The organism is Shewanella denitrificans OS217, assembly GCF_000013765.1.
Lineage (GTDB): Bacteria > Pseudomonadota > Gammaproteobacteria > Enterobacterales > Shewanellaceae > Shewanella > Shewanella denitrificans.
Genome location: NC_007954.1, coordinates 3391317 through 3415732, shown reverse-complemented (window position 1 = coordinate 3415732; position 24416 = coordinate 3391317). Strand labels below are relative to the sequence as shown.

Genomic DNA, 24416 nt, shown 5'->3' with positions numbered 1-24416 from the left:
GCCATGTATAGGCTCTGTATTATTACTGGCAGAATAGCTCCACTCTTTGTTGGTTTTCTTGTATGGCCGCTTGTCGCTCAACTTCTGTCATGGTGACCACTTCTCCCGTCTGTTCATTTTGGCGGTTGAGATTCGTGTGTGTGGTTAACACGTTCAGGCTATGGGTAGCTTTATCACAGATCCCTTCGGCTTGTTTGCTGTCTTTTTCTTTGATCAATTTAGCTTCAGCCCGGCGAAGGGCTTCCTCTGAAGGTTGAGCTTGTTCTTTTACAGGGGCCACATAGCCAACCTTATCCCTTTCTATGTCCTCACTGTACTGACGTTTAGCTTCAACTTCGACAGACGGTTCTTGACTGTAATGCACTTGGCCGTCTTTATCGGTCCAAGAATAGATCACAGTTGCACCGACGCTTAAGGATAAGCACAGGATAAAAGCGGTAGATAATAGATAGACCAATGAACGTAGGGTTAGCATCTTGAGCTCCAAAAACTGAACTGAGTTGGCATTCAATAAATTTATGCTATTGTGAGGCATTATTTAATTGTGACTAACTTTGTGTAAAGTGTATGCAAAAATCAACAGAATCAACAATAAAAAATAAAGGCATTTACTTACTGCCAAACATTATCACCACTGCAGGCTTGTTTGCTGGCTTTTACGCCATTATCAGTTCCATGAATGGTGACTTTGAAACCGCTGCCATTGCTATATTTATCGCAATGATCTGTGATGGACTCGATGGGCGAGTGGCCAGGCTCACCAATACCCAAAGTGACTTTGGCGCCGAATATGACAGTATGGCCGACATGGTCTCCTTTGGCTTGGCCCCAGCGTTATTGGCCTACAACTGGGCATTGGCGGATCTCGGTAAACTAGGGTTTGCGGCCTCCTTTATATACTGCGCGGCAGCAGCATTACGATTAGCCCGCTTTAATACCCAAGTTGGGGTTGCAGATAAACGTTACTTCCAAGGACTGGCAAGTCCTGCCGCCGCCGCGATGTTAGCCGGCAGTATTTGGTGTGGGACCCGTTATCAATTTGAAATAGACCACATTAGCTATCTAATGGCAGCAATGACGGCAGTTGCAGGACTGCTAATGGTGAGTAACTTTCGCTACCATTCCTTCAAAGAAGTGAACTGGCACGGCAAGGTTAATTTTCTGGTCATGTTGAGTATAGTGGGGGGCTTTGTGTTAGTTTCCGTTGAACCAGCAATCATTTTATGTGTTGGCTTCTATCTATATGCACTGTCAGGTCCATTCATTACCATCAAAACCATCAAGAAACTCAGAGGTGCACACGTAAGTGCTCAGGCAGCCGAGCAATCCATAGTGGAACAGAGTAAAAAGCCAGAGGATACAGATAAGCAATAGTAGTGAAGACAGTAAGTTTGTGAAGAAATGCGCTTTTACGCATTTGCATTGGCCAAATTTGTACTACACTTATTAGCCGCATCGAGAAAGTTGATGCGCTTAGTGGTGGTAAATCAAGCTTGTTGGTGGTGAATCGAACTGTGCTGCTGGTTAATTGTTCGCTTAAGCGTGATTTGTGATTTTAATACGAAACAATGCTTGCGTAAAAATCTAAGCTCCCTATAATGCGCAACCACTGACACGGCAAGCGGCTCACGCCAATGACGAGTTAGTTTGAAGGCTTCAAATTGAATCCTTCAAAGCGAAAAGAAAGTTTGAAAAAACACTTGACGCTGACAACGGATTGCGTAGAATACGCAGCCCAAGCCAACGACCTAGCGTCTAACGGCGATGTCTGAAAAATCGACATCAAGTTCTTTAACAATACGAACAAGAAATCTGTGTGGACACTCACAGGTATTGAGTTATTCGAAATTGCTTCTTCTTAGGAAGAGCAATCAAAAAATTACAACTCAATGCAACGATGAATGTCCATAGCAATATGTACAAAAGACTTTGTTAACTTCGGTTGATAAAGCAATCAGAATTCATTGAGCCGTTCTTCACTCTTAATTGGGTGGGAACAAAAAACTTTAATTGAAGAGTTTGATCATGGCTCAGATTGAACGCTGGCGGCAGGCCTAACACATGCAAGTCGAGCGGCAGCGGGAAGGTAGTTTACTACCTTTGCCGGCGAGCGGCGGACGGGTGAGTAATGCCTAGGGATCTGCCCAGTCGTGGGGGATAACAGTTGGAAACGACTGCTAATACCGCATACGCCCTACGGGGGAAAGGAGGGGACCTTCGGGCCTTTCGCGATTGGATGAACCTAGGTGGGATTAGCTAGTTGGTGAGGTAATGGCTCACCAAGGCGACGATCCCTAGCTGGTCTGAGAGGATGATCAGCCACACTGGAACTGAGACACGGTCCAGACTCCTACGGGAGGCAGCAGTGGGGAATATTGCACAATGGGGGAAACCCTGATGCAGCCATGCCGCGTGTGTGAAGAAGGCCTTCGGGTTGTAAAGCACTTTCAGTCAGGAGGAAAGGTAGCGTGTTAATAGCACGTTACTGTGACGTTACTGACAGAAGAAGGACCGGCTAACTCCGTGCCAGCAGCCGCGGTAATACGGAGGGTCCGAGCGTTAATCGGAATTACTGGGCGTAAAGCGTGCGCAGGCGGTTTGTTAAGCCAGATGTGAAAGCCCCGGGCTCAACCTGGGAATTGCATTTGGAACTGGCGAACTAGAGTCTTGTAGAGGGAGGTAGAATTTCAGGTGTAGCGGTGAAATGCGTAGATATCTGAAGGAATACCGGTGGCGAAGGCGGCCTCCTGGACAAAGACTGACGCTCATGCACGAAAGCGTGGGGAGCAAACAGGATTAGATACCCTGGTAGTCCACGCCGTAAACGATGTCTACTCGGAGTTTGGTGCCTTGAGCACTGGGCTCCCAAGCTAACGCATTAAGTAGACCGCCTGGGGAGTACGGCCGCAAGGTTAAAACTCAAATGAATTGACGGGGGCCCGCACAAGCGGTGGAGCATGTGGTTTAATTCGATGCAACGCGAAGAACCTTACCTACTCTTGACATCCACAGAAGCCAGCAGAGATGCAGGTGTGCCTTCGGGAACTGTGAGACAGGTGCTGCATGGCTGTCGTCAGCTCGTGTTGTGAAATGTTGGGTTAAGTCCCGCAACGAGCGCAACCCCTATCCTTATTTGCCAGCACGTAATGGTGGGAACTCTAGGGAGACTGCCGGTGATAAACCGGAGGAAGGTGGGGACGACGTCAAGTCATCATGGCCCTTACGAGTAGGGCTACACACGTGCTACAATGGCGAGTACAGAGGGTTGCAAAGCCGCGAGGTGGAGCTAATCTCACAAAGCTCGTCGTAGTCCGGATCGGAGTCTGCAACTCGACTCCGTGAAGTCGGAATCGCTAGTAATCGTGAATCAGAATGTCACGGTGAATACGTTCCCGGGCCTTGTACACACCGCCCGTCACACCATGGGAGTGGGCTGCAAAAGAAGTGGGTAGTCTAACCTTCGGGAGGACGCTCACCACTTTGTGGTTCATGACTGGGGTGAAGTCGTAACAAGGTAGCCCTAGGGGAACCTGGGGCTGGATCACCTCCTTACCTATACGACTAACTCATACCTGAAAGTGAGAAATCACCTTGAGTGTTCACACAGATTACTTGTTAACCTTCTTTGGAAGGGTAGAGTGAAATGCGCCGCGAGCCGGTTAGCATTGTTCTTTAACAATTTGGAAAGCTGATAGTACTAACTAAAAGGCGCAGAAATGATGATTCGTTGTCGTTTGTGTGATTAAGTTAGTGCGAAAAATAATATTGATGCGCAAGCATGAATATGAGTTCTCAAAACACTTTATTAAGTGTCTTGAATATTTTTAAAACTAAGGCGTGTCCACTTCCTACCCGGAGGTGAGACAAGTAAAAACCAAGCTGGTCCCACTCTTTATTGAGTGAACGTATGACTCAGTGTTTTTCTTACTTTATCTCGATAAGGTAAGCGCAGTGATTCGATACGGTGTCTAAGCCGTGGAGCGAATGAGAAAGGAGTGTAGCAGCGCTACATGACTGACGAATGAGGTTCACAATAACGACAGCGTGATGAATAACAAGCGAAAAGAAGAAACCTATCTGGGTTGTATGGTTAAGTGACCAAGCGTATACGGTGGATGCCTTGGCAGTCAGAGGCGATGAAGGACGTAGTAACTTGCGAAAAGCGTTGGCGAGCTAGTAACAAGCATTTGAGCTAACGATGTCCGAATGGGGAAACCCGGCCACATAAGTGGTCATCATAACGTGAATACATAGCGTTATGAGGCGAACCTGGGGAACTGAAACATCTAAGTACCCAGAGGAAAAGAAATCAACCGAGATTCCCCTAGTAGCGGCGAGCGAACGGGGATTAGCCCTTAAGTCTATGGGGTGTTAGTGGAATGGTCTGGAAAGTCCAGCGGCACAGGGTGATAGCCCCGTACACGAAAACTAACCGTAGATGAAAACGAGTAAGGCGGGACACGTGACATCCTGTTTGAATATGGGGGGACCATCCTCCAAGGCTAAATACTCCTGACTGACCGATAGTGAACCAGTACCGTGAGGGAAAGGCGAAAAGAACCCCTGTGAGGGGAGTGAAATAGAACCTGAAACCGTATACGTACAAGCAGTGGGAGCGGTTCTTGAGACCGTGACTGCGTACCTTTTGTATAATGGGTCAGCGACTTACATTTTGTAGCGAGGTTAAGCGAATAGCGGAGCCGTAGGGAAACCGAGTGTTAACTGCGCGTTTAGTTGCAAGGTGTAGACCCGAAACCGAGTGATCTAGCCATGGGCAGGTTGAAGGTTGAGTAACATCAACTGGAGGACCGAACCGACTAATGTTGAAAAATTAGCGGATGACTTGTGGCTGGGGGTGAAAGGCCAATCAAACTCGGAGATATCTGGTTCTCCTCGAAAGCTATTTAGGTAGCGCCTCGAGCGAATACCATTGGGGGTAGAGCACTGTTAAGGCTAGGGGGTCATCCCGACTTACCAACCCTTTGCAAACTCCGAATACCAATGAGTACTACTCGGGAGACAGACAGCGGGTGCTAACGTCCGTTGTCAAAAGGGAAACAACCCAGACCGTCAGCTAAGGTCCCAAAGTACTAGCTAAGTGGGAAACGATGTGGGAAGGCTTAGACAGCTAGGATGTTGGCTTAGAAGCAGCCATCATTTAAAGAAAGCGTAATAGCTCACTAGTCGAGTCGGCCTGCGCGGAAGATGTAACGGGGCTAAGCTAGTCACCGAAGCTACGGGTGCATTTCATTAGAAGTGCGCGGTAGAGGAGCGTTCTGTAAGCCGTTGAAGGTGAAGGGGTAACCCACGCTGGAGGTATCAGAAGTGCGAATGCTGACATGAGTAACGATAAAGGGGGTGAAAAACCCCCTCGCCGGAAGACCAAGGGTTCCTGTCCAACGTTAATCGGGGCAGGGTGAGTCGACCCCTAAGGTGAGGCCGAAAGGCGTAATCGATGGGAAACAGATTAATATTTCTGTACTTCTGTTAACTGCGATGGAGAGACGGAGAAGGCTAGGCTAGCGCGGCGTTGGTAGTCCGCGTTTAAGGTGGTAGGTTGTGTTCTTAGGCAAATCCGGGAACACGTACTTTAATGTACAGGCTGAGAGCTGATGACGAGTCACTAAGGTGATGAAGTAGTTGATGCCATGCTTCCAGGAAAATCTTCTAAGCTTCAGGTTAGTAGGAATCGTACCCCAAACCGACACAGGTGGTCGGGTAGAGAATACCAAGGCGCTTGAGAGAACTCGGCTGAAGGAACTAGGCAAAATGGTACCGTAACTTCGGGAGAAGGTACGCTGCTGTTGGTGATGGGACTTGCTCCCTAAGCTGACGGCAGTCGCAGATACCAGGTGGCTGCAACTGTTTATCAAAAACACAGCACTGTGCAAAATCGCAAGATGACGTATACGGTGTGACGCCTGCCCGGTGCCGGAAGGTTAATTGATTGGGTTATCTTCGGAGAAGCTCATGATCGAAGCCCCGGTAAACGGCGGCCGTAACTATAACGGTCCTAAGGTAGCGAAATTCCTTGTCGGGTAAGTTCCGACCTGCACGAATGGCGTAATGATGGCCACGCTGTCTCCAGCCGAGACTCAGTGAAGTTGAAATTGCGGTGAAGATGCCGTATACCCGCGGCTAGACGGAAAGACCCCGTGAACCTTTACTATAGCTTGGCACTGAACATTGAACCTACATGTGTAGGATAGGTGGGAGACTTTGAAGCATGAACGCTAGTTTGTGTGGAGTCGTCCTTGAAATACCACCCTTGTAGTTTTGATGTTCTAACCTGGACCCCTTATCGGGGTTAGGGACAGTGCCTGGTGGGTAGTTTGACTGGGGCGGTCTCCTCCCAAAGAGTAACGGAGGAGCACGAAGGTTGGCTAAGTACGGTCGGACATCGTACGGTTAGTGCAATGGCATAAGCCAGCTTAACTGCGAGACATACACGTCGAGCAGGTACGAAAGTAGGTCATAGTGATCCGGTGGTTCTGAATGGAAGGGCCATCGCTCAACGGATAAAAGGTACTCCGGGGATAACAGGCTGATACCGCCCAAGAGTTCATATCGACGGCGGTGTTTGGCACCTCGATGTCGGCTCATCACATCCTGGGGCTGAAGTCGGTCCCAAGGGTATGGCTGTTCGCCATTTAAAGTGGTACGCGAGCTGGGTTCAGAACGTCGTGAGACAGTTCGGTCCCTATCTGCCGTGGGCGTTGGATGATTGAAGGGAGCTGCTCCTAGTACGAGAGGACCGGAGTGGACGAACCGCTGGTGTTCGGGTTGTCATGCCAATGGCATTGCCCGGTAGCTACGTTCGGAATCGATAACCGCTGAAAGCATCTAAGCGGGAAGCGAGCCCTAAGATGAGTCATCCCTAGAGCTTTAAGCTCTCTAAAGGGCCGTAGGAGACTACTACGTTGATAGGCAAGGTGTGTAAGCGTTGTGAGGCGTTGAGCTAACTTGTACTAATGACCCGTGAGGCTTAACCATACAACCCAGATGGGTTTTACGGCCTTAGATTAGAAATATAGCGCTTAATAAAGTGTGGTCATAAAATGCTCCAGGCATTGATGACACTAAGTACATCCGTGTACTAGAACTCAAACGAAATCAGCTTTCCGAATTATTATTTAATGCACAAATGAGTGCGTTAGATAGGAGCAATTTATCAAATACATCCCTGTATTTGACCCTAACGGGCCGCACTAAAGTGCGTTAAAAATTTGTTCCGTACAATTTTTTGTCTGGAAACCATAGAGCTGTGGCACCACCTGATCCCATTCCGAACTCAGAAGTGAAACACAGTATCGCCGATGGTAGTGTGGGGTCTCCCCATGTGAGAGTAGGTCATTTCCAGGCGCCAATTAAGTAGAGAAGCCACCTGAATAAGGTGGCTTTTTTGCGTTTGGGATTTACAAAGTAGGCGCATCATATCTGATGACCCAAAGCAATATGCTCAGGTGACTTATCTACTTAAGCACGTACGTGCAACACCTATCCTGATGTCGGTCGATAAACGCTCCTTCAATATAGACACTTCCGCCATCCATGGCGGTCGCCCCGCCGCTAAGCGGGTTCCCCAGCTTGCAGGCTAGCTGCTGCGCGCTTCAAAGCCCTTTAATACCCTGTATTCAAAACAGGGCTTATTCGCCCCCATATGAGAGTAGGTCATTTCCAGGCGCCAAATAAACGAAAAATCCCCAGCACTACGTGTTGGGGATTTTTTCGTTTATCCGCCTGAAAATACCCTCTCACATGGGATATAAAGAGTACATGCGCAGCATGCCACCATACCATGTGATAGTAGGGTGAGTTTTTTGTGTTTATAAAGCGACGCTTTATGCAAATTATCGAACGCGGAGAGCTTGCTCGCCGCTTGCCATGACAGGCGCCAAATACGTAAAAAAGCCCACTCGATTGATGAGTGGGCTTTTGCTGTTATCTATATGCTTATTTAAGTGTAACGACTTAATGTTAGAGGACTAAAATACGAAGTCCAGACTAATAGCCAAGTGTTCAGCATCATTATGGTAATCCCATCCTGTTGCCTGATCGCCTTGATCTACAAAGTTATCGTATTGAATTTTAATCGCGGCATTTTCAAGTACGTTGTAGCGCACACCAGCACTGATAAGCCTATGTTCTTCCAAATCATCTGTCGCTTGAGTGGTATGGTCTGCTTTTGAATAACCGATAAATGGCTGCCATTTGCCTATTTCATATACCAAAGACAGGAAGTAAGTCGGGTAGACTGTCTTGGCGGTATCATCGCGAGAGACATGGTTATAATCGAAATAGAGGGTGAAAGGCGATAGGTATATTGCGCCGCCTAATCCTATAAAGGTTTGTTTAGTCTCATAATGAGTTTTGCCTATTTCTGGCATACTAGCATCGTAATGAGCCGCATTTGCCGGGGTATTATTGACGTAGTGTATATCCCTTACAAAGTCATGAGTAAAGGCGGATAAGCGGACGTCAAAGTAATCGTGAGATACCTTCCAATTTAATCCAATGATATTTTCCCATGATTCATCTGTGTGATCGGCATCACCCACTCGGCCGTCAGGATTACCGTAAAAGCCTAAACTGTTGTAATAGGTCATCTCTTTATTATTTTCTGAGTCTTCTCCACCACCGAAGACACTTATGGTATTGGCATAATCACCGTCACCCAGCAAGAAGTTGTATGAGTACGTCACTCCATTGAACTGGGTAATTTGCCACCAATATAGATTTGATGGTGGTCTAACCCAAGGGTAAGCAAAACCCACTTCCATGAACTCTGAAAAGTAATACATGGGAATATTACGTCTACCTGCCATGATAGAGGACTCATTGGTGAGCTTATATTTGGCATAGTACCAATCAAATTCGGGGCTAAAATCATCCGTACCTTTGCCCACTAGTTGCGCAACGACGGACAAATCGCTACTTAATATCATTTCACCTTGAACAGCGAATATGCTTTCAGGCCTAAAATCAACGCCCTCATCATAGAGGCCGACATCATAAAAATCGGCAATGTATTCCACTTCCCCACCGGCATCTTTCTCGCCGCCAATGGTTTTACCCATGGTAATAGAACCATAACCTGATACTTTTAAATCGACGCTAAACACTGACATACTGGACAAGGAAAGCCCTAATGCAGTAAACGCTAGAATAATGTATTTCATGACTTCTCCAATAATATCTATAGCTTATGGATAATTTTGACAGTAGATGGAATATCTTTATCTTCCACAAAACCTATCAAATTAGGGTTCGTCGCGATTAAAGAAATCATTTCCGAAGTGTTGACTTGCCTTGGGGGAGTCATTTCGCCAGTGAAGGCTTTGTTTGCCCAGTAGGACTTCCATTGTGCCGGACTTCGCCCTATCAGTGCGCTGAGAAAGTGATCAAATCCACCTGAATCTGACGTTAAAGAAATGGCTATGGCTTGAGAGCCGTTACTGAAAGAATTTAATTTACCGAGGAAGATGTTTTTAATTTCACCTTCGGTAAGTGTCGTTTCATTCGACGGATGAACAATTATCACTACGTCTGCGCTAGCGAGTGATGAAAATGTCAACGCCAAACTTAACATTAACGCTTTTGTTTTCATATGAGTCCCTTTTGAATGCCTTTTTATATACAAAAAGTAAAATACGCCGAACGGTTAAAGAATAGACGCAATAATATTTTTTGCATTGTGTTAACAATTTTTTTTCATTTAAGCTTGGATTTGAAAATTAAAGGCATTTTTGTTGTTTGGCTTTATGGTTAGCTTAAGAGTGGCAAATCAAACTGAATTCTATTCGTATCAGATTTAGTTAAGCATTCAGTCAGTCTATCCTTCATAGTTGGCTAATTGGGCCATTCAACTTAAGAGTTTTCACTCTCGGCAAGATTACTGTTATTCTTGTGAGCTAATTTTTTAGCTAGGTTTGATTAAGCTAATGACTCGCGGGGCTTTATGGATAAAACGGTGTTTTTAGATGCTATGGGCATAAGCCGTTGGCGCTTTGGTGCCGAAGAGGTTAAACCCTATATGGTGCTATGGGATGATGAACTTGACTATTACCCAGAAAAGCAGCCGCTAGTTGCCCAAGTGTTAACCTTGCTAGGCGTGGAATTGACTCAGTGTCAATTTGATTCTATGCCCGCTAAAGGGGTGCAAGTGGTTTGGGATATGCGTCAGACTAAAACCCGTCCACGTACTGCATGGGTGAACAGTGAACCACTAAAAACCTTGTTATCTAATGATGGCAGTCATAAACGCAGCTTATGGCAACAAATCTATCAACACTTAAATCAGCCTAAATGACATTCCAGTAGCGATTGTTTTATGAGCAATTATTTGTGAGAAAAATGATAAAGCCTGAACCCTATATTATCCGGCCTTTGATGGAGGCGGATCTTGACGCTATGGCGAAGATTGAAACCTCGGCTCACAGTCATCCTTGGAGCCTAGCTAATTTAGCCGATTGTTTTGGCCGCTTGTATCATGGTATTGGACTTTTTGTCACTCAGGAGTCAATGCCTGAAACCTTGGTGGGATTTGCCCTCGTACAGCAAATTGTCGACGAGGCGAGCTTACTGGATATTTGTATCAGCCCAGAGCGTCAAGGGCTGGGCTTAGGTAGGCAATTAATGGCTCAGCTCATTCAAGACGCCATTAGCCGCGAAGCCGTTGTTATCATGCTTGAGGTGAGAGAATCTAACTTTGGTGCCATTCAACTTTATCAAAGTCTAGGATTTATTGAAGTGAGTCGGCGTAAGAATTACTACCAAACGCCGATAGGCAATGAAGATGCCATCTTGATGGACCTTGCGCTGGTTTAGGTGCAGGGCTTATGTAGTCTGGCTAGCGTGACTCTGTATAAGCTTATTATTGCCATTACTTGATCAGCTTTAACAAGGCTTTGAATTGTTCGCCAGTGGCTAGACGCTGAATTTCAAACAGGGCTGATTCTGTATTGGTGAGCTGGGCACCTAGGTTCATCATCATTTGAATGCCCAGTATTTTATGGTCATTACTGCGGGATGAGGTCGCATCTGCGACTAAATGCACATTAAAATCATGTTCAAGCAAGTCTTGGCAGGTTTGATAGACACAGATATGGGTTTCTATCCCAGCGAGTAGCACATTGGGACGGTTTAATTGTTTTAGTTGAGTCTGAATATCTTGGCATTGCCAAGCACTAAAGTGAGCTTTTGGAATGGCTTGGCAAGAGAGCGCTAATAAGGTGGCAAGTTCCGGACTGGTTTTCCCCAGTTTCTCTGGTAACTGCTCAATCCAAATAATGGGAATGTCTAAAAGCTGAGCGCCAGAAATCAAAATACTCAAATTATGGTGTAGTTGGGCAGTTTGGTTCATTATCTGAGCTAACTGCCCTTGCACATCGACGATAAGTAAGACGCTATCTTTTGCTGTTAACATGGCAACCTCTTGACGAACTTTAGTTTATCATCATGCCCTGATACAGAATAAGGATTGATGTGATGGTTTAATAATCATTTTATAACCTGATTTTTAAGCTATGGGAAGCATTAACCTATTACGAGGTTTAAGCCCTAAGCCATGAGCCTCTGTACAATAAGGAAAATATGTCTATTTCAATAATGCGTTCATCCAAACGCTTAATGGTTAGTTTGCTGTTAACTCTTTCTTTGTTTAGCTATTTTTGTTTGGCGAACACTATTTCTCATAATAAACCCACACCCGTGCAAGCGAAGCGGATCATTGCCCTCTCACCCCAAGCGGTTGAAATGCTGTTTGCCATAGGGGCTGGTGAGTCAATTGTTGCCACTACAGATCATGCGGACTACCCAAAAGAGGCGAAGGCCATTCCACGCATTGGTGGCTATTACGGTATATCCATGGAACGAGTTATCGAGCTCAACCCCGATCTCATCGTCACTTGGTCCAGTGGCAACAAACTCGATGATTTACAGCAGTTACGCCACCTAGGCTTTAGATTACTGGACAGCGATCCTAAAACCTTAGATGAAGTCGCGACAGATTTAGAGCGTTTAGGCCAAGCGACGGGTCACCTAGTTCAAGCGAAAGCACTGGCTGCAGATTATCGACAAGAGCTGCAACACATTCGCCAGCAAGCATCAACTCAGCCTAAGGTTCGGGTTTTCTATCAATTATGGTCAGAGCCCTTGATGACGGTGGCTAAGCAAAGCTGGGTACAACAGAGCATCAGTGCCTGCCATGGTGACAATGTGTTTTTCGATGCCGCCAGTGATTATCCTCAAGTCAGCATTGAGAATGTGTTACTTACGGGCGCGCAAGTGATAATACAAAGCCAGGATGCAGGCAATGTGCTTGGGGTAGACTGGTCAAAGTGGCCTGAGTTACCCGCAGTAAAACAGCAGCATATTTATCAGTTAGATGCCGATTTACTTCACCGCGCGTCCCCCCGCTCTCTGATAGGCGTTAAGGCATTATGCGATATGTTCAATAGAGTGCGCGGACAAGGTTAAGTCCTCACGCCTTATCTTAGCTGCTCCCCCTTATTAGTTTTTAAAAGTGTCCGATCGGACACTTTCCTTATTTCGGACACTTTTAAGTGTGTCCGCGGACACGACTCACAGTATCAACTCCTTTATTCTCGCTTTATCATACTGAATTTTAAAGAGTATATTATTTTTCTGCATCTTGGCACAGCTTGTGCTTTGTCTAGGCTATAGATGAATAGACAGTGTCCGCTTGAGTATCACCTTTATGGTGACTTGAGTGAAGCAATAAGGATGCAAGATGATTAACGATACCCGTGGTCAAGATAGACAAATTGCCCCAAATGCAGTGAAAAAACTTAAACTCCCCTTGCTGCTGGGGGTATCCGCTGTACTGATGAGCGCCTTAGTGTGGGCAAGTTTTTCTGGAGATAAGGCGGCGACTTCAGTAGACGCCAGTGAGCTAAGGTTCGCAAGCTTAACTCGCGGCACGTTAGTGCGTGATATCGCCACCACAGGAAAAATTGTCGCCGCCAATGCACCCATTCTCTATAGCACAGAGGAAGGGGTGGTGACCCTATTAAGCCTGCCTGGGGATGATGTTGCCTTAGGTCAAGTGGTGGCCACCATAGAGAGCCCGAACCTAGTGAGTCAGCTTAAGCAGCAGCAAGCCTTGCATGAGGGAATGAAAAGCTCTCTTGAGCGGGCCAAGTTAGATGCAAGGCGTCAAACGCTCTTGGTTAGTCAGACATTAGATATGGCCAGTGTCGACCTTGATGCGGCCGAGCGTGAGAGTCGCCGCGGCGATCAACTCATCGAAGCCAAGCTCATCAGCAAGATAGATTTCGAGAAAGGCAAAGACGATCTCCATAAAGCCAAGCTCATCCATAAACATGCCATTGAAGAAGTTGAACTATTAAAGGATACCTTAAGTTTTGAATTGCAAAACAGCGAGCTTGAAGTCGATAGGCAGGCATTGGTGGTGGTAGAGCTTGAGCGTCAGCTGGACGCGCTACAAATTAAGGCGCCAGTCGCAGGCATCATAGGTAATTGGTTAGTCGAGCAAAAAGCCCGCATCGCACCGAGTCAGCCATTGCTAACCGTAGTGGATTTAACTGCCTTTGAAGCTGAGCTTGCGGTGCCAGAAGCCTACGCCGATGAATTAGGACTAGGCATGGACGTGGAGCTCAAGCTAGGTAATGTCACCCTAGTTGGCAAGCTGTCGTCCATCTCCCCAGAGGTGCGTGAGCGTGAAGTTTCTGCCAGGGTGCGTTTTGAAAATAGCGATAAGTTGGCGCTACGTCAGAACCAACGATTGTCAGCACGGGTTTTATTGGAACACCGTCCTGATGTATTGATGGTGAAGCGTGGAGATTTTCTGACGCGAGGTGGCAACAGTGTTTACAAGTTGCAAGGTGAGCTTGCCCTGTTAACTGAGATTGAGCTTGGGGCTCGCAGCATGAGTCAAGTGGAAGTGTTAGCCGGCGGTGAGGAAGGCGATGTCTGGGTGATAACAGGCAGTGAAGCCTTCAAACAGGCCGACAAGGTTCAAATTAACTAACGCAATATGAAGGAGGACCCGATGGATCACTCAACACCCAGTTATCTCGGCATTTTAGCCCTAGCTCTTCTCATGGTTGCGTTAAGCATAAGTATTGATACAGCCACGAATTGGCTCAGTTTAAGCCTGGAAATTGTCGAGATGACGTCCCAGAGCAGCAAGGATGGTTTTGAAAAGGTCGGCGAGGTTGATGGATTGATAGCACTCACGCTGTGGCTCATCGAGCAAACCGCACAAATATTACAAAAATAAGGACGAAAAACTATGTTAACCATGAAGAACATTAGCAAGGTATTTAAGACGGATCTAGTGGAAACCCATGCCTTGAGAGACTTTAACCTGACGGTCAATGAAGGGGAGTTTGTCGCTGTGACTGGGCCATCGGGTTCAGGCAAAACCACTTTTTTAAACATTGCCGGCATGTTAGAGGGCTTTACTCATGGGGAGTATTTTCTCGATGGTGAAAACGTTTCAAATTTAACTGACAACAAGAGCGCTGCAGTAAGAAATGAAAAGATAGGTTTTATATTTCAAGGCTTTAATCTTATTCCAGATCTTAATTTGGCCGAGAACGTCGAAGTGCCACTGCGCTACCGAGGCTTTAATGCTAAGGAACGTCAGCGTCGAGTAAAACAAGCCTTAGAACAAGTTGGCCTAGGCGCCAGAATGAAGCACATGCCAACTCAGCTTTCTGGTGGTCAGCAGCAAAGGGTTGCTATCGCTCGAGCCCTCGCTGGAGAGCCCAGATTCTTACTTGCCGATGAGCCCACGGGTAATCTTGATAGCTTGATGGCACGCCAAGTGATGGAGCTACTGGAGAACATTAATAAAGCGGGCACCACCATCATCATGGTGACCCATGACGGTGAGCTTGCCCGCCGCGCGCAGCGTAATATTCAGATAGTGGATGGCCAAGTGTGCGATTTTAACAGCTATCAAAAGTCAGAGCGTGCAGTGGTCGATCTTGTCGCTAACGCTGGCCGCTAAGGAGAAACTTATGTTTTTTTATTATTGCGATTTAGCCTGGCGAAGCATTAAAAACACCCCAGCGTTATCGGTACTTATGGTGCTTGCGATCTCAATTGGCATAGGCATCACCATCACAAGCTTAAACGTCTACCAGATGATGGCCAACAATCCTGCCAAGGAGCGCTCAGATGTGCTCAATGCCGTCATGTTGTGGAGTCAAGGACCGGATACTTGGACTAAGTTCAACCAAAACATCACTTATCAAGACGCCATGGGCTTAAGAAACAGTCAGGTCCCCAGTCGCCAAGTGGCCTCATTTAGAACCGGTATGGCGGTTCAATCAGATAATAAAGACATAGAGCCGGAGCTTGAGAGCATAAGAGTGACCGACAGTGACTTTTTTGGCTTATTCTCAGTGCCTTTCCTCTTTGGTGGTGCTTGGGACAAAGGTGTCGATACTCGAGCAAGTTATCAAGTAGTTATCAGTGAAGCCTTAAACCTGAAGCACTTTAATGGTGCCAATAGTGTTGGCAAGAATTTTTATCTTAATGGCAAGCCCTATCAAATCGTCGGCGTGATTAAAGACTGGAACCCTCAACCTAAATATTACGACCCGACTAATGGCGCCTTTAACCATGCCGAAGGGATTTATTTACCTTTCTCGTTAACGCCCATAGAAGAGTTTGATGTCTGGGGTAATACTAATGGTTGGCAGTTTGAACCTATGGGCACTTATCAAGACAGACTCAATTCGGAAAAAGCTTGGATACAATTTTGGGTTGAATTGGATAACCCTGAACATAAGGCCAGCTATCAAGAGTGGTTGAGCCAGTATGTTGAAAAGCAAAAGTCATTTGGCCGCTTTACTGCCGATAAAAATCCCAAAGAGTCAGTGAGCCTAATGGATGTGCAGCAATGGCTTGAATACAGCAAGGCGGTGAGCAAAGACAATAAAATTCTCGTTGGCCTGAGCTTTTTATTCTTAGCCGTGTGTTTAGTCAACATTTTAGGACTCATGTTAACTAAGTTCTTAAAAAGAGCCCCTGAAGTGGGTGTAAGACGGGCCATAGGGGCGAGCCGAGGGCAGATATTTAGCCAGTACATGGTCGAAGTCGGGGTGATTGGGTTATTGGGTGGTGTGATGGGGCTATTATGGGCATGGGCAGCGCTGAGTATCTTATCTACTCATTTTGATATGGCAAAAAGCCTAACTCAGCTTGATCTCAGCATGTGGTTTATCACCCCAGCTATCGCCATCAGTACCGCCGTGCTCGCGGGGCTTTACCCAGCTTGGGTAGTCTGCCGCACTAATCCTAGTATCTATCTTAAGAGCCAATAAGGACTGCATATGTTACATATTAAACCCATAATATCGAGTTTGCTGCGCAGTAAAAGTGGCCCAGTATTATTGCTATTGCAGATCATTCTCTCTGTCGCCATCGTCGCAAATGCAAGTTTCATTATTCATGAACGTATCGCCTTAATGCAGCGAGATTCAGGCATTGCAGAGGAGGAGATACTGACCTTTAGTCTGTATAACTTCGATGATCGCATCGATAATGCGCAGCAAAACAAGCAAGACCAACGCATTCTGGCCGCGCTGCCTAATGTGCAAGCGGTGACATCCACCAATATGATCCCTTTAAGTGATAGCGGTTGGTCCGATGTCTATGTTGATAGCCCAGATAAAGACATCGCTAAGCAAACCCCTAACTTTGCCTTCTATTTAGGCAATGAGCAGATGCTGGACACCTTAGGGGTTAAGCTGATTGAAGGTCGCAACTTTTCAGCAGAAGAAGTGATTTATAGCTTAACTGATGCGGGTGCACAGGCCATTATCTCATTGCCTTTGGCAAAAGCCTTCTGGGGCGATGAGTCTCCCGTAGGCAAGACCATGTATGCGGGGGATAGCAGCATCAAGATCATAGGCGTAGTAGAAAAGCTACACGGTGCCTGGGTTGATACTGATAATTTTGAATACAGCGTGATCCAAAACGTCGATTTTGGCGGCGAAGGCAAGAATAAATCTTATATGCTAAGGGCTAAAAAGGAGCATATTCCTGAGCTTAAAGAGGCCATAGTGAAGGCGCTGCATCAGGATAACCCTAATCGAGTCATCAATCAGATTAAAACCATAGCCGAATACAAGGCAAGCTCTTATCGTCATCATGAATTGATGGTGGCTGTGCTTACCTTAATGGTGGTGTTATTGCTGCTTATTACTTCGTTAGGTTTAACGGGCATGGTGATGTTTAACATACAACGCCGTACTAAACAGATAGGTACTCGCCGTGCATTAGGGGCCAAGAAACGCGATATTATCAGCTATTTTATGGTGGAAAATTACCTCATCTGCATTGTTGGCGGTGTATTGGGCGGCTTATTAGCGATACAACTTGGGCAGCAGTTAATGAAAATTTACAGCCTGCCTATGCTGGAATGGCAATATCCCGCATTGACCTTAGCGGGCTTGTTTGTGGTCACAAGTCTTGCCGTAGTAGTGCCAGCAACAAGGGCGGCTAATATTTCCCCTGCGACAGCGACCCGCAGCGCCTAAAGGGCAGAGGCTAGCAGCAGGGTGAGAAGTCTTAAAAAGTGTAATGAAATCTGGGTTTTATTACACTTTTACTCTGTGTTAGGCTAATGCTAACAAGTGTGAAATTATAATCATTAGGCGTGTTAGCCTAAATAAATCAATGGGATAAAATGGATAACATCCTCATCGTCGATGATAATCCGTCGATATGCAGCGCCTTAGCCCTGATGCTAGACATTCATGGCTACCAAAGTGTGATTTGTTATGGGCCGGAAGCTGCGCTAAACATCATGGCAGAGCAAGACATCAGTCTTGTCATTCAAGACATGAATTTTAGCCGTGATACCACCTCTGGTGAAGAAGGCAAAGAGCTCTTCTACGCCCTAAGGCAAGCCCAGGCAGATGTGCCTATCATCCTAATGACGGCCTGGACTCAATTAGAGACAGCTGTGGAGTTAGTCAAAGCCGGCGCCGCCGATTACATGGGCAAACCATGGGACGATGCCAAGCTGATTAACAGCATAGCCAATCTGTTAGCCATTTATCATTTATCAAAAGCCAATCAAAAGCTGAGTCGAGCCGATGCCCAGCGCATGGCATCCATTACCCAAGGTAATTTGTGCGGGTTAATTTTTGCTAGCGGCGCCATGCAGCGCTGCGTCGACTTGGCGCTGCAAATTGCCCGCTCCGATGTTTCTGTGTTGGTCACAGGCCCCAATGGCGCTGGGAAAGATAAAATTGCCGATATTCTCCACGCCAACTCCCCCTTAAAAGATAAGCCCTTTATTAAGGTTAATATTGGCGCCTTGCCGATGGATTTATTGGAGGCTGAGCTTTTTGGCGCCGAAGCGGGGGCCTTTACTGGAGCCAACAAGGTAAGAATTGGCCGTTTTGAAGCCGCCGATGGTGGCACCTTGTTCTTAGATGAAATAGGCAATCTGCCGCTGTCTGGGCAAGTTAAACTACTCAGAGTGCTGCAAACCGGTGAGTTTGAACGCCTTGGTAGCCATCAAACGCGCAAAGTGAATGTGCGGGTGTTAAGCGCCACCAATTCCAATTTAACTGAAGATATTGCAAAGGGCCGCTTTCGTGAGGATTTATTTTATCGCTTGAATGTTATCGAACTTAAGTTGCCGTCATTACATGAGCGCCTTGACGATGTATTGCCCTTAGTGCAGCACTTTATTGGTCAAGGGGGGAGCTTGAGCAAGCCCGCCCAACAAGCACTGCTTAATTACACTTGGCCAGGGAATGTGCGCGAATTAGAAAATGCCTGTAAACGTGCGGTGTTACTGGCGCCTTCCACTGTTTTAACGGCCGAAGATTTTGGGTTTAGTGGGGCTGAGCTCACTCAGTCCAGCTCCCATGGTGCTGTGACTCCAAAGGCTAGTTTAGGCTCACAAGCGGGCACTGCGCCCAAGTTAGATCACACTTTTACAAGCTCAAGTGCCCAGCAAGCGACAAATGTACCAAGCATGGGCACACAGGCATCATCACAGGTGCCATCGCCTGCAAATCCACCTATCAGCCAAGTGGACATTGAGCTGGCGCTGGTGGAGCACAAGGGCGTGATTGCGAGAGTGGCGAAATCTTTGGGCCTCAGCCGTCAGGCGCTTTATCGGCGGATGGAAAAGTTTGGCATTCAGGTGGACAAATCATGAGCTTAAAACTTAGTTTTTTGCCATGGGCTAAGTGGTCGCCAATGGGCAAACTTTCCATAGTCCATAAGATGATGCTGATAAGCCTGCTGGCGAGCGTATTTGGTTTTCTGCTGGCAACGGTTGTCTGGCTTTATACACAGGGTGATTTTTTACTTACAGGTGCTATCGCCGCCATGCTTGCCAGTAGTTTAATGGCCTGGCGCCTTAGTCGTTCATTCTCCCATAGCTTGTCAGCATTGGAAGTGGGCCTGCTGAACTTTAAAGATAATGATTTTAGTGTGTCTTTGAGCACCCAGGGGGAAGGGGATTTTGACAACTTAGCCCTGCTGTATAACCAAGCAGCGGCGCAATTACGCAGTGAACGACAATTTATTTATCAGCGTGAGCTACTGCTGGATAAAGTGATTCAAAACTCCCCCAATGTGATGCTGCTGGTGGATGCTGAACTTAGGATTATCTACGCCAACACGGCAGCAAGGCAGTTATTACACCAAGGTCAACTTATCGAAGGCTTATGCCTAAAGCAGCTGTGCGCCAATCTAGCGCCAAGTTTTAGCGAGTTCTTGCTAGGTGACAAAGAAGGCTTGTTTTCATTAGGGGAGGCAGAGCCCGAAACTTGGCATATCAGTCGTGGCCAGTTTAGCCTTAATAATCAAAAGCATAATCTTATTTTACTCAAGCAATTAACTCGAGAGCTTAATCGTCAAGAGGTGGCGGTATGGAAGAAGGTCATTCGCATCATCAGCCATGAACTGAACAACTCAGTGGCCCCCATAGCCTCCATGGTGAATTCTGGGCGTTTATTGACTCAAGATATTGATAAGCCACAACTTAAACTGATTTTCGATACCATAGAGAATCGCACCTCACATTTAAGTGAATTTATTTCCCATTATGCGCACTTTGCCAAACTGCCCATGCCTCAGCGAAAAATTGTAGATTGGGGGAATTTAACGGCGCAATTGGGTCAGCATTACCGTTTTAACCTCAAGGTGGACTTGCCACAAACGCCAAGTTATCTGGATACCATGCAGTTAGAGCAGGTACTGATTAATCTGCTTAAAAATGCCCATGAGTCGGGCTCAGCCGTTGATGCGATTAGTCTGTCCATAGTGGAAATGACCCAGCCAATATCTGGGGTGACTGTGTGTGTTGAAGATGCTGGCAGCGGCATGTCTAGTGACGTATTAGAGCAGGCCTTATTGCCCTTTTATTCCACCAAGCAATCGGGCACAGGCTTAGGTTTACCCTTGTGCCGAGAAATTGTTGAAGCCCATGGCGGGCGCATAAGTTTGCAGAACCGGGTACCTCAAGGGTTAAAAGTCAGCTTGTGGTTGCCTAATGAGGACGCTTAATGACAGGTGTAAAGCATTAAAAAATTGCACGCTTAACGATTTGATTATCCCTTGGTGGAGGTTCCTGTGACCCAAAAAACAACAATGAAACATTGGCGATATTTAACCCTTGCACTCTCAGGAATGCTCTTAGCACCACTCACGGTGCTACTCCCTGCATTAGTCGCTGCATCGGCCCCTATTTCAGCGGCCTCTACTTTGGTAACAGTTCAACAGCAGCAAACGCCTTTGTTTTCTGAGATTTCCACGCTAGATCAAGGGGTATTCGATGCCTTCAATAAATGTAGCGATTCCGCCGAGCTTAAAAAGCACGCCAGCTACTTTGATCAGGACGTTGAGTTTTATCATGACACGGGTGGTGTCACCTGGAATCGCGATGACATGATAGCCAATACCCAAAAATATGCCTGCGGCAATTATCGCCGCGAGCTAGTGCCCAATAGCCTTAAAGTGGTCGCTGTCAAAGAATTTGGCGCCATCGAACAAGGTGTGCATCGCTTTTGCAAACTTGATAGCGGCGACTGTGAAGGCATGGCTGACTTCGTCATCGTCTGGCGTCAGCAGGATAACAAATGGCTTATCACTCGAGTGCTAAGTTATGGACATCGCACCACCGAAGCGCCTTCGCAGTAAGGCGCCGTCTATGTGCCCATGGAACTTAAATTCAATGTTTGGCTGAGTTTGAGCTGCTTTCAAACCGCTACAAGGCAATAATGAACACCCTCATGATTGCGAACTGACATTATTTAACGAATAACTGAGAGTCTAAAAAAATGAAATATTTAATCATCTTCTTGAGCATCTTATTCGCGGTCGTCCTTAGTCCAGTGCAGGCGGGGGAGGCTAAAAAAATTCTTATTGTCGCTTCGAATATGCAAGATATGGGGGATCCAGAGCAGCATGACGCTAGAAATAACCTTTGGGAATATGCACCGCCTTACCATATCTTCGTTTCTCATGGATATGAAGTGGACTTTGTGTCTCCCTCTGGAGGGCCGGTCGCCTTTATGATGGACCCATTAGGGATCAGTAGTTATACGATAAAGTATGAACATTTTCTCGATAAGGCCAATGCTTCATTAACGCCTAAGCAAGTGAACCCAGAGGATTATGCCGCCGTTTTTATCGGTGGCGGCTATGGCACATTGTTCGATGTGGCCTCGAACAAAACATTGCTCGATATTATGGCTAAGATTTATGAAAACGGCGGGGTGCTCGGTAGCTGCGGTCATGGTGCCGGCGGCTTTGCTAACGTTCAACTGAGTGACGGTAAATTTTTGGTGAATGCAAAGCGAGTAGCGGGCTTCCCTGATTCAACGGAGAAAGAAAAATCATGGGCCAAACAGGGGACCTTGTTGCCATTTCTCGTTGAAGAGCAACTGAGAAAAAACAGTGCGGTTATCGTCAATAAGGAAAACATTGCCGATAAGCATGAAGTGATCATAGATCAACGCATAGTCTCGACCATGTTTTTGCCCTCTGCCGCCCTGGTGGCAAAGGAAATGATTATATTGCTTGAGAAAAGGTAACAGCACCCAGTCTGGTTAAATCTGTATGTTTACTTTTCTTTTACACAAGCTATTAAAAAGAGGCCATTAAAATGAGACCATCCATATGAAACCATCAATATGAAGCACTATTTATTATTACTGCTTATCTGTATCAGTCCGTTATCTCATGCAAAACAAATCGCCATTACCTTTGATGATTCTCCTCGAAAGGCTGACGGCTATTTTGATGGCCCTGAGCGTGCCCAAAAATTAATTCAAGCATTAAAAAAGCATAATATTGCTCAGGTGGCATTTTTTTCTAACAGTCTTGGACTGAATGCAGAAGGGATACAAAGGCTGCAATCCTACAGCCAAGCGGGCCATATCATAGCCAACCATACTCACAGCCATCCTGATTTTAATAATATGACAGTGGAAGAATATGCACAAAACTTTTTACTGGCAGATTTAGAACTTAAACAATTTAAGGGCTTTAAAAAGCTATTTCGGTTTCCTTATCTAAGAGATGGCAATAGCGAGTTAAAACGAACCGGCATGCAAGCCGTGTTGAAAAAACAGGGCTATATCAATGCCTATATCACCTTGAATAATTATGATTGGTATATGGAAGACTTGTTTCAACGGGCGATAAAAAAGGGCGTTGCCCTAGATTTTGATCGTATGCGCCAATTCTATGTTCAAGTGCTAATGGAAAGTATCGAATATTACGATGCCATGGCGCAGACGCATTTAGGCCGCTCGCCTAAACATATACTGCTCCTGCATGAAATGGATATCTCAGCCTTGTTTGTCGGGGATTTGGTGGATGCGCTTCGCCGCAAAGGCTGGAGTATCATTACCCCAGAAGAGGCCTATACCGATGACATAGCCCAATATCAACCTCAAGGCGTCTTTAGTTATAATCCCGGTCGCATTGGTGAAATTGCACGGGATAAAGGGCAAAAAGCGGGCCTTTGGCATCACACCCTAGATGAAGCATATCTCGAAAAGCGCTTCGCAGAAGAAGTCCTATCCATTAAGTTAGAGCGTGTTATGGAATAAGTTCAATCGCTGAACTCGGGCATTGGGTTCACTCAGGAATGAGGTCTTATTCATACGAATAAAAAGGTCCCTATGGGCTCGGGCGCAGCAGCCCTGCTGCACTAACGTAATAGAAAACACGAGATAGACGCGAGCCATTTAGCCCAACATCCTCCCATTAGCATCGGAATTGCCATTAAGGTCTTAAAAACAAGGTCAAAGTGGGCAGTTTATAAATCTCATCAAATAAGAAAACATTATAGCTACTTGATTATCAGTGCTCTTGTCCCAATCTAGTTTATAAAGGGGGATTAGGTTGGGGCATTGAAATGGAATTGTTGAGCGCAATTGATATTAGGTATTATTTTTTTATATTATTGGCAATCTTACTGGTCTTGTTTATATTGAAAAGTATGTTTAGATTGGTAATATGGTCTAAAAAAATGCCTAAAGGGGCGTTTATTTTGTTGGCTATTTTTCCGTTAATTTCAATATTTCCCATCCCTGGTGAGGAAGTGAAAAAATTTGAAAGAATAAAGCAAGTACAAATCAAAGAAGAAGATGAAAGTGGCGAACCGCCAAATGAAGATGTTAGTAATGTGTAAGCTTTAACAGTCAGTGTGGCCATAGTGAAGTTCTGTCTTATAGCTAGTGAATGGTGCCAACCGCAGTAAAACTTTTAAATTAATAGGTGATACAAAAGCTAAAGAGATAAATCATGTTACTCATCACTAGAGTGTGAAACGACCATCCCTTCCATGGCCGCTCTTTGGCAAATTATTTACTTAGTTGGCTTTAGTGAGATCCACAGTTTGATTGTGCCTTGAACCACGACTACATCATTGCTGTCATAGGCTTTGACGTCCACCAACATATCGCCTTCTTGCCATTGCTCTGGGGTTACTTGGGCTACGCAGCGGATGTCGCTACCGGCTTTGGCTGTGTAGTCTACCGACATACCTTTTGGGATCCAGCGTAAATGCTTTGGAATAGAGGCTTCTGCCATGGCGCCCATGGCCATTTCTAAGCCGTTACAAATGGCAATCACATGCACAGTACCAATATGATTTTGCACGGCTTTGCGCTTTTTAATCATGAGTTCACAGCGGTTAAGGCTAAGATCCGTGACCTGAGGTTTCACTGTGGCAAAGTAGGGCGCCATACGAGAGACCATTAATGAGAAAATGCGCTTACCAAAAGGCAGGCGAGTGACCTTGTTGTACAGTGCCATGACTTTGTTCGGCTTATTATCTGACATATCAATCCTTGCTTTTGTTGTAACCCATCGAGAGCTTCAACTGGTCTGATGAGGTGGTTTGTTGTGAGCTTAACATTATTGCAATAACTTGGGTA

At 46.1% G+C, this 24416-nt stretch carries 21 protein-coding genes and 3 rRNA genes; 19 read left to right on the top strand and 5 right to left on the bottom strand.

All coding sequences use genetic code 11. The annotated features are described in order from the left end of the window. Positions 1-22: 22 nt before the first annotated feature. Positions 23-475 carry a DUF4124 domain-containing protein gene (locus SDEN_RS14870; protein WP_011497288.1) on the bottom strand — a complete coding sequence of 151 codons (453 nt, stop codon included), beginning with the start codon at positions 473-475 and terminating at the stop codon, positions 23-25. Between the two features lie 92 nt (positions 476-567). Here SDEN_RS14870 and pssA point away from each other — a divergent pair, with 92 nt between their 5' ends. The 5 genes from pssA to SDEN_RS20965 all read left to right on the top strand — a co-directional run bounded on the left by pssA (position 568) and on the right by SDEN_RS20965 (position 7598). Then, a complete protein-coding gene (pssA, locus tag SDEN_RS14865) occupies positions 568-1374 on the top strand; it encodes a CDP-diacylglycerol--serine O-phosphatidyltransferase (RefSeq protein ID WP_011497287.1) in 807 nt (268 codons plus the stop codon). Between the two features lie 633 nt (positions 1375-2007). Continuing rightward, a 16S ribosomal RNA gene (locus tag SDEN_RS14860) occupies positions 2008-3552 on the top strand. A gap of 536 nt (positions 3553-4088) precedes the next feature. Then, positions 4089-6993, top strand: a 23S ribosomal RNA gene (locus SDEN_RS14855). A 253-nt stretch (positions 6994-7246) separates the two neighbouring features. Further along, positions 7247-7362 (top strand): 5S ribosomal RNA (gene rrf, locus SDEN_RS14850). Together the 16S, 23S and 5S rRNA genes form the textbook arrangement of a ribosomal RNA operon. A 101-nt stretch (positions 7363-7463) precedes the next feature. Next, positions 7464-7598: a hypothetical protein gene (locus SDEN_RS20965; protein ID WP_269571440.1), complete on the top strand. Its 135-nt coding sequence runs from the start codon at positions 7464-7466 to the stop codon at positions 7596-7598. A 387-nt stretch (positions 7599-7985) separates the two neighbouring features. Here SDEN_RS20965 and SDEN_RS14845 read toward each other — a convergent pair whose 3' ends face one another. Both SDEN_RS14845 and SDEN_RS14840 read right to left on the bottom strand, forming a co-directional pair. Beyond that, positions 7986-9179: a hypothetical protein gene (locus SDEN_RS14845; protein ID WP_011497286.1), complete on the bottom strand. Its 1194-nt coding sequence runs from the start codon at positions 9177-9179 to the stop codon at positions 7986-7988. Positions 9180-9196: 17 nt separating this feature from the next. Further along, a complete protein-coding gene (locus tag SDEN_RS14840) occupies positions 9197-9607 on the bottom strand; it encodes a hypothetical protein (protein WP_041405832.1) in 411 nt (136 codons plus the stop codon). A 351-nt stretch (positions 9608-9958) separates the two neighbouring features. Here SDEN_RS14840 and SDEN_RS14835 point away from each other — a divergent pair, with 351 nt between their 5' ends. Both SDEN_RS14835 and rimI read left to right on the top strand, forming a co-directional pair. Beyond that, positions 9959-10309, top strand: a complete 351-nt coding sequence (locus SDEN_RS14835; RefSeq protein ID WP_011497284.1) for a DNA polymerase III subunit psi — start codon at positions 9959-9961, stop codon at positions 10307-10309. 44 nt (positions 10310-10353) lie between these two features. Beyond that, positions 10354-10827, top strand: coding sequence for a ribosomal protein S18-alanine N-acetyltransferase (rimI, locus tag SDEN_RS14830; protein WP_011497283.1), 474 nt, complete (start codon positions 10354-10356; stop codon positions 10825-10827). A 55-nt stretch (positions 10828-10882) separates the two neighbouring features. On the opposite strand, the gene SDEN_RS14825 is transcribed toward rimI, so the two are convergent. Continuing rightward, positions 10883-11425: a hydrolase gene (locus SDEN_RS14825; protein WP_011497282.1), complete on the bottom strand. Its 543-nt coding sequence runs from the start codon at positions 11423-11425 to the stop codon at positions 10883-10885. A gap of 167 nt (positions 11426-11592) precedes the next feature. Between SDEN_RS14825 and SDEN_RS14820 the strand changes: the two genes are divergently transcribed. The 12 genes from SDEN_RS14820 (at position 11593) to SDEN_RS14765 (ending at position 23668) form a co-directional block, all read left to right on the top strand. Next, positions 11593-12477 (top strand): cobalamin-binding protein, encoded by an 885-nt coding sequence (locus SDEN_RS14820; RefSeq protein ID WP_011497281.1) that lies wholly within the window; start codon positions 11593-11595, stop codon positions 12475-12477. A 274-nt stretch (positions 12478-12751) separates the two neighbouring features. Further along, a complete protein-coding gene (locus SDEN_RS14815; protein WP_011497280.1) occupies positions 12752-14011 on the top strand; it encodes an efflux RND transporter periplasmic adaptor subunit in 1260 nt (419 codons plus the stop codon). Between the two features lie 21 nt (positions 14012-14032). Next, on the top strand, positions 14033-14263 hold the full coding sequence (locus SDEN_RS14810; protein ID WP_041405830.1) for a hypothetical protein: 231 nt from the start codon (positions 14033-14035) through the stop codon (positions 14261-14263). Between the two features lie 12 nt (positions 14264-14275). Continuing rightward, positions 14276-14998, top strand: coding sequence for an ABC transporter ATP-binding protein (locus SDEN_RS14805; RefSeq protein ID WP_011497278.1), 723 nt, complete (start codon positions 14276-14278; stop codon positions 14996-14998). 10 nt (positions 14999-15008) lie between these two features. Further along, positions 15009-16319, top strand: a complete 1311-nt coding sequence (locus SDEN_RS14800) for an ABC transporter permease (RefSeq protein ID WP_011497277.1) — start codon at positions 15009-15011, stop codon at positions 16317-16319. A 9-nt stretch (positions 16320-16328) separates the two neighbouring features. Beyond that, positions 16329-17537, top strand: coding sequence for an ABC transporter permease (locus SDEN_RS14795; protein WP_011497276.1), 1209 nt, complete (start codon positions 16329-16331; stop codon positions 17535-17537). Between the two features lie 149 nt (positions 17538-17686). Continuing rightward, positions 17687-19177 carry a sigma-54-dependent transcriptional regulator gene (locus tag SDEN_RS14790; RefSeq protein ID WP_011497275.1) on the top strand — a complete coding sequence of 497 codons (1491 nt, stop codon included), beginning with the start codon at positions 17687-17689 and terminating at the stop codon, positions 19175-19177. After that, positions 19174-20532, top strand: a complete 1359-nt coding sequence (locus SDEN_RS14785) for a sensor histidine kinase (protein ID WP_011497274.1) — start codon at positions 19174-19176, stop codon at positions 20530-20532. Before SDEN_RS14790 ends, SDEN_RS14785 begins: the two co-directional genes overlap by 4 nt. A gap of 66 nt (positions 20533-20598) precedes the next feature. Continuing rightward, positions 20599-21165, top strand: coding sequence for a nuclear transport factor 2 family protein (locus SDEN_RS14780; protein WP_011497273.1), 567 nt, complete (start codon positions 20599-20601; stop codon positions 21163-21165). Between the two features lie 140 nt (positions 21166-21305). Further along, complete coding sequence (locus SDEN_RS14775; protein WP_011497272.1) at positions 21306-22061, top strand: type 1 glutamine amidotransferase domain-containing protein; 756 nt, start codon at positions 21306-21308, stop codon at positions 22059-22061. A gap of 99 nt (positions 22062-22160) precedes the next feature. Next, complete coding sequence (locus tag SDEN_RS14770) at positions 22161-23084, top strand: polysaccharide deacetylase family protein (protein ID WP_011497271.1); 924 nt, start codon at positions 22161-22163, stop codon at positions 23082-23084. A 308-nt stretch (positions 23085-23392) separates the two neighbouring features. Continuing rightward, a complete protein-coding gene (locus tag SDEN_RS14765) occupies positions 23393-23668 on the top strand; it encodes a hypothetical protein (protein ID WP_011497270.1) in 276 nt (91 codons plus the stop codon). A gap of 176 nt (positions 23669-23844) precedes the next feature. On the opposite strand, the gene SDEN_RS14760 is transcribed toward SDEN_RS14765, so the two are convergent. Further along, a complete protein-coding gene (locus SDEN_RS14760) occupies positions 23845-24321 on the bottom strand; it encodes a hotdog fold domain-containing protein (RefSeq protein ID WP_011497269.1) in 477 nt (158 codons plus the stop codon). Positions 24322-24416 lie beyond the last annotated feature (95 nt).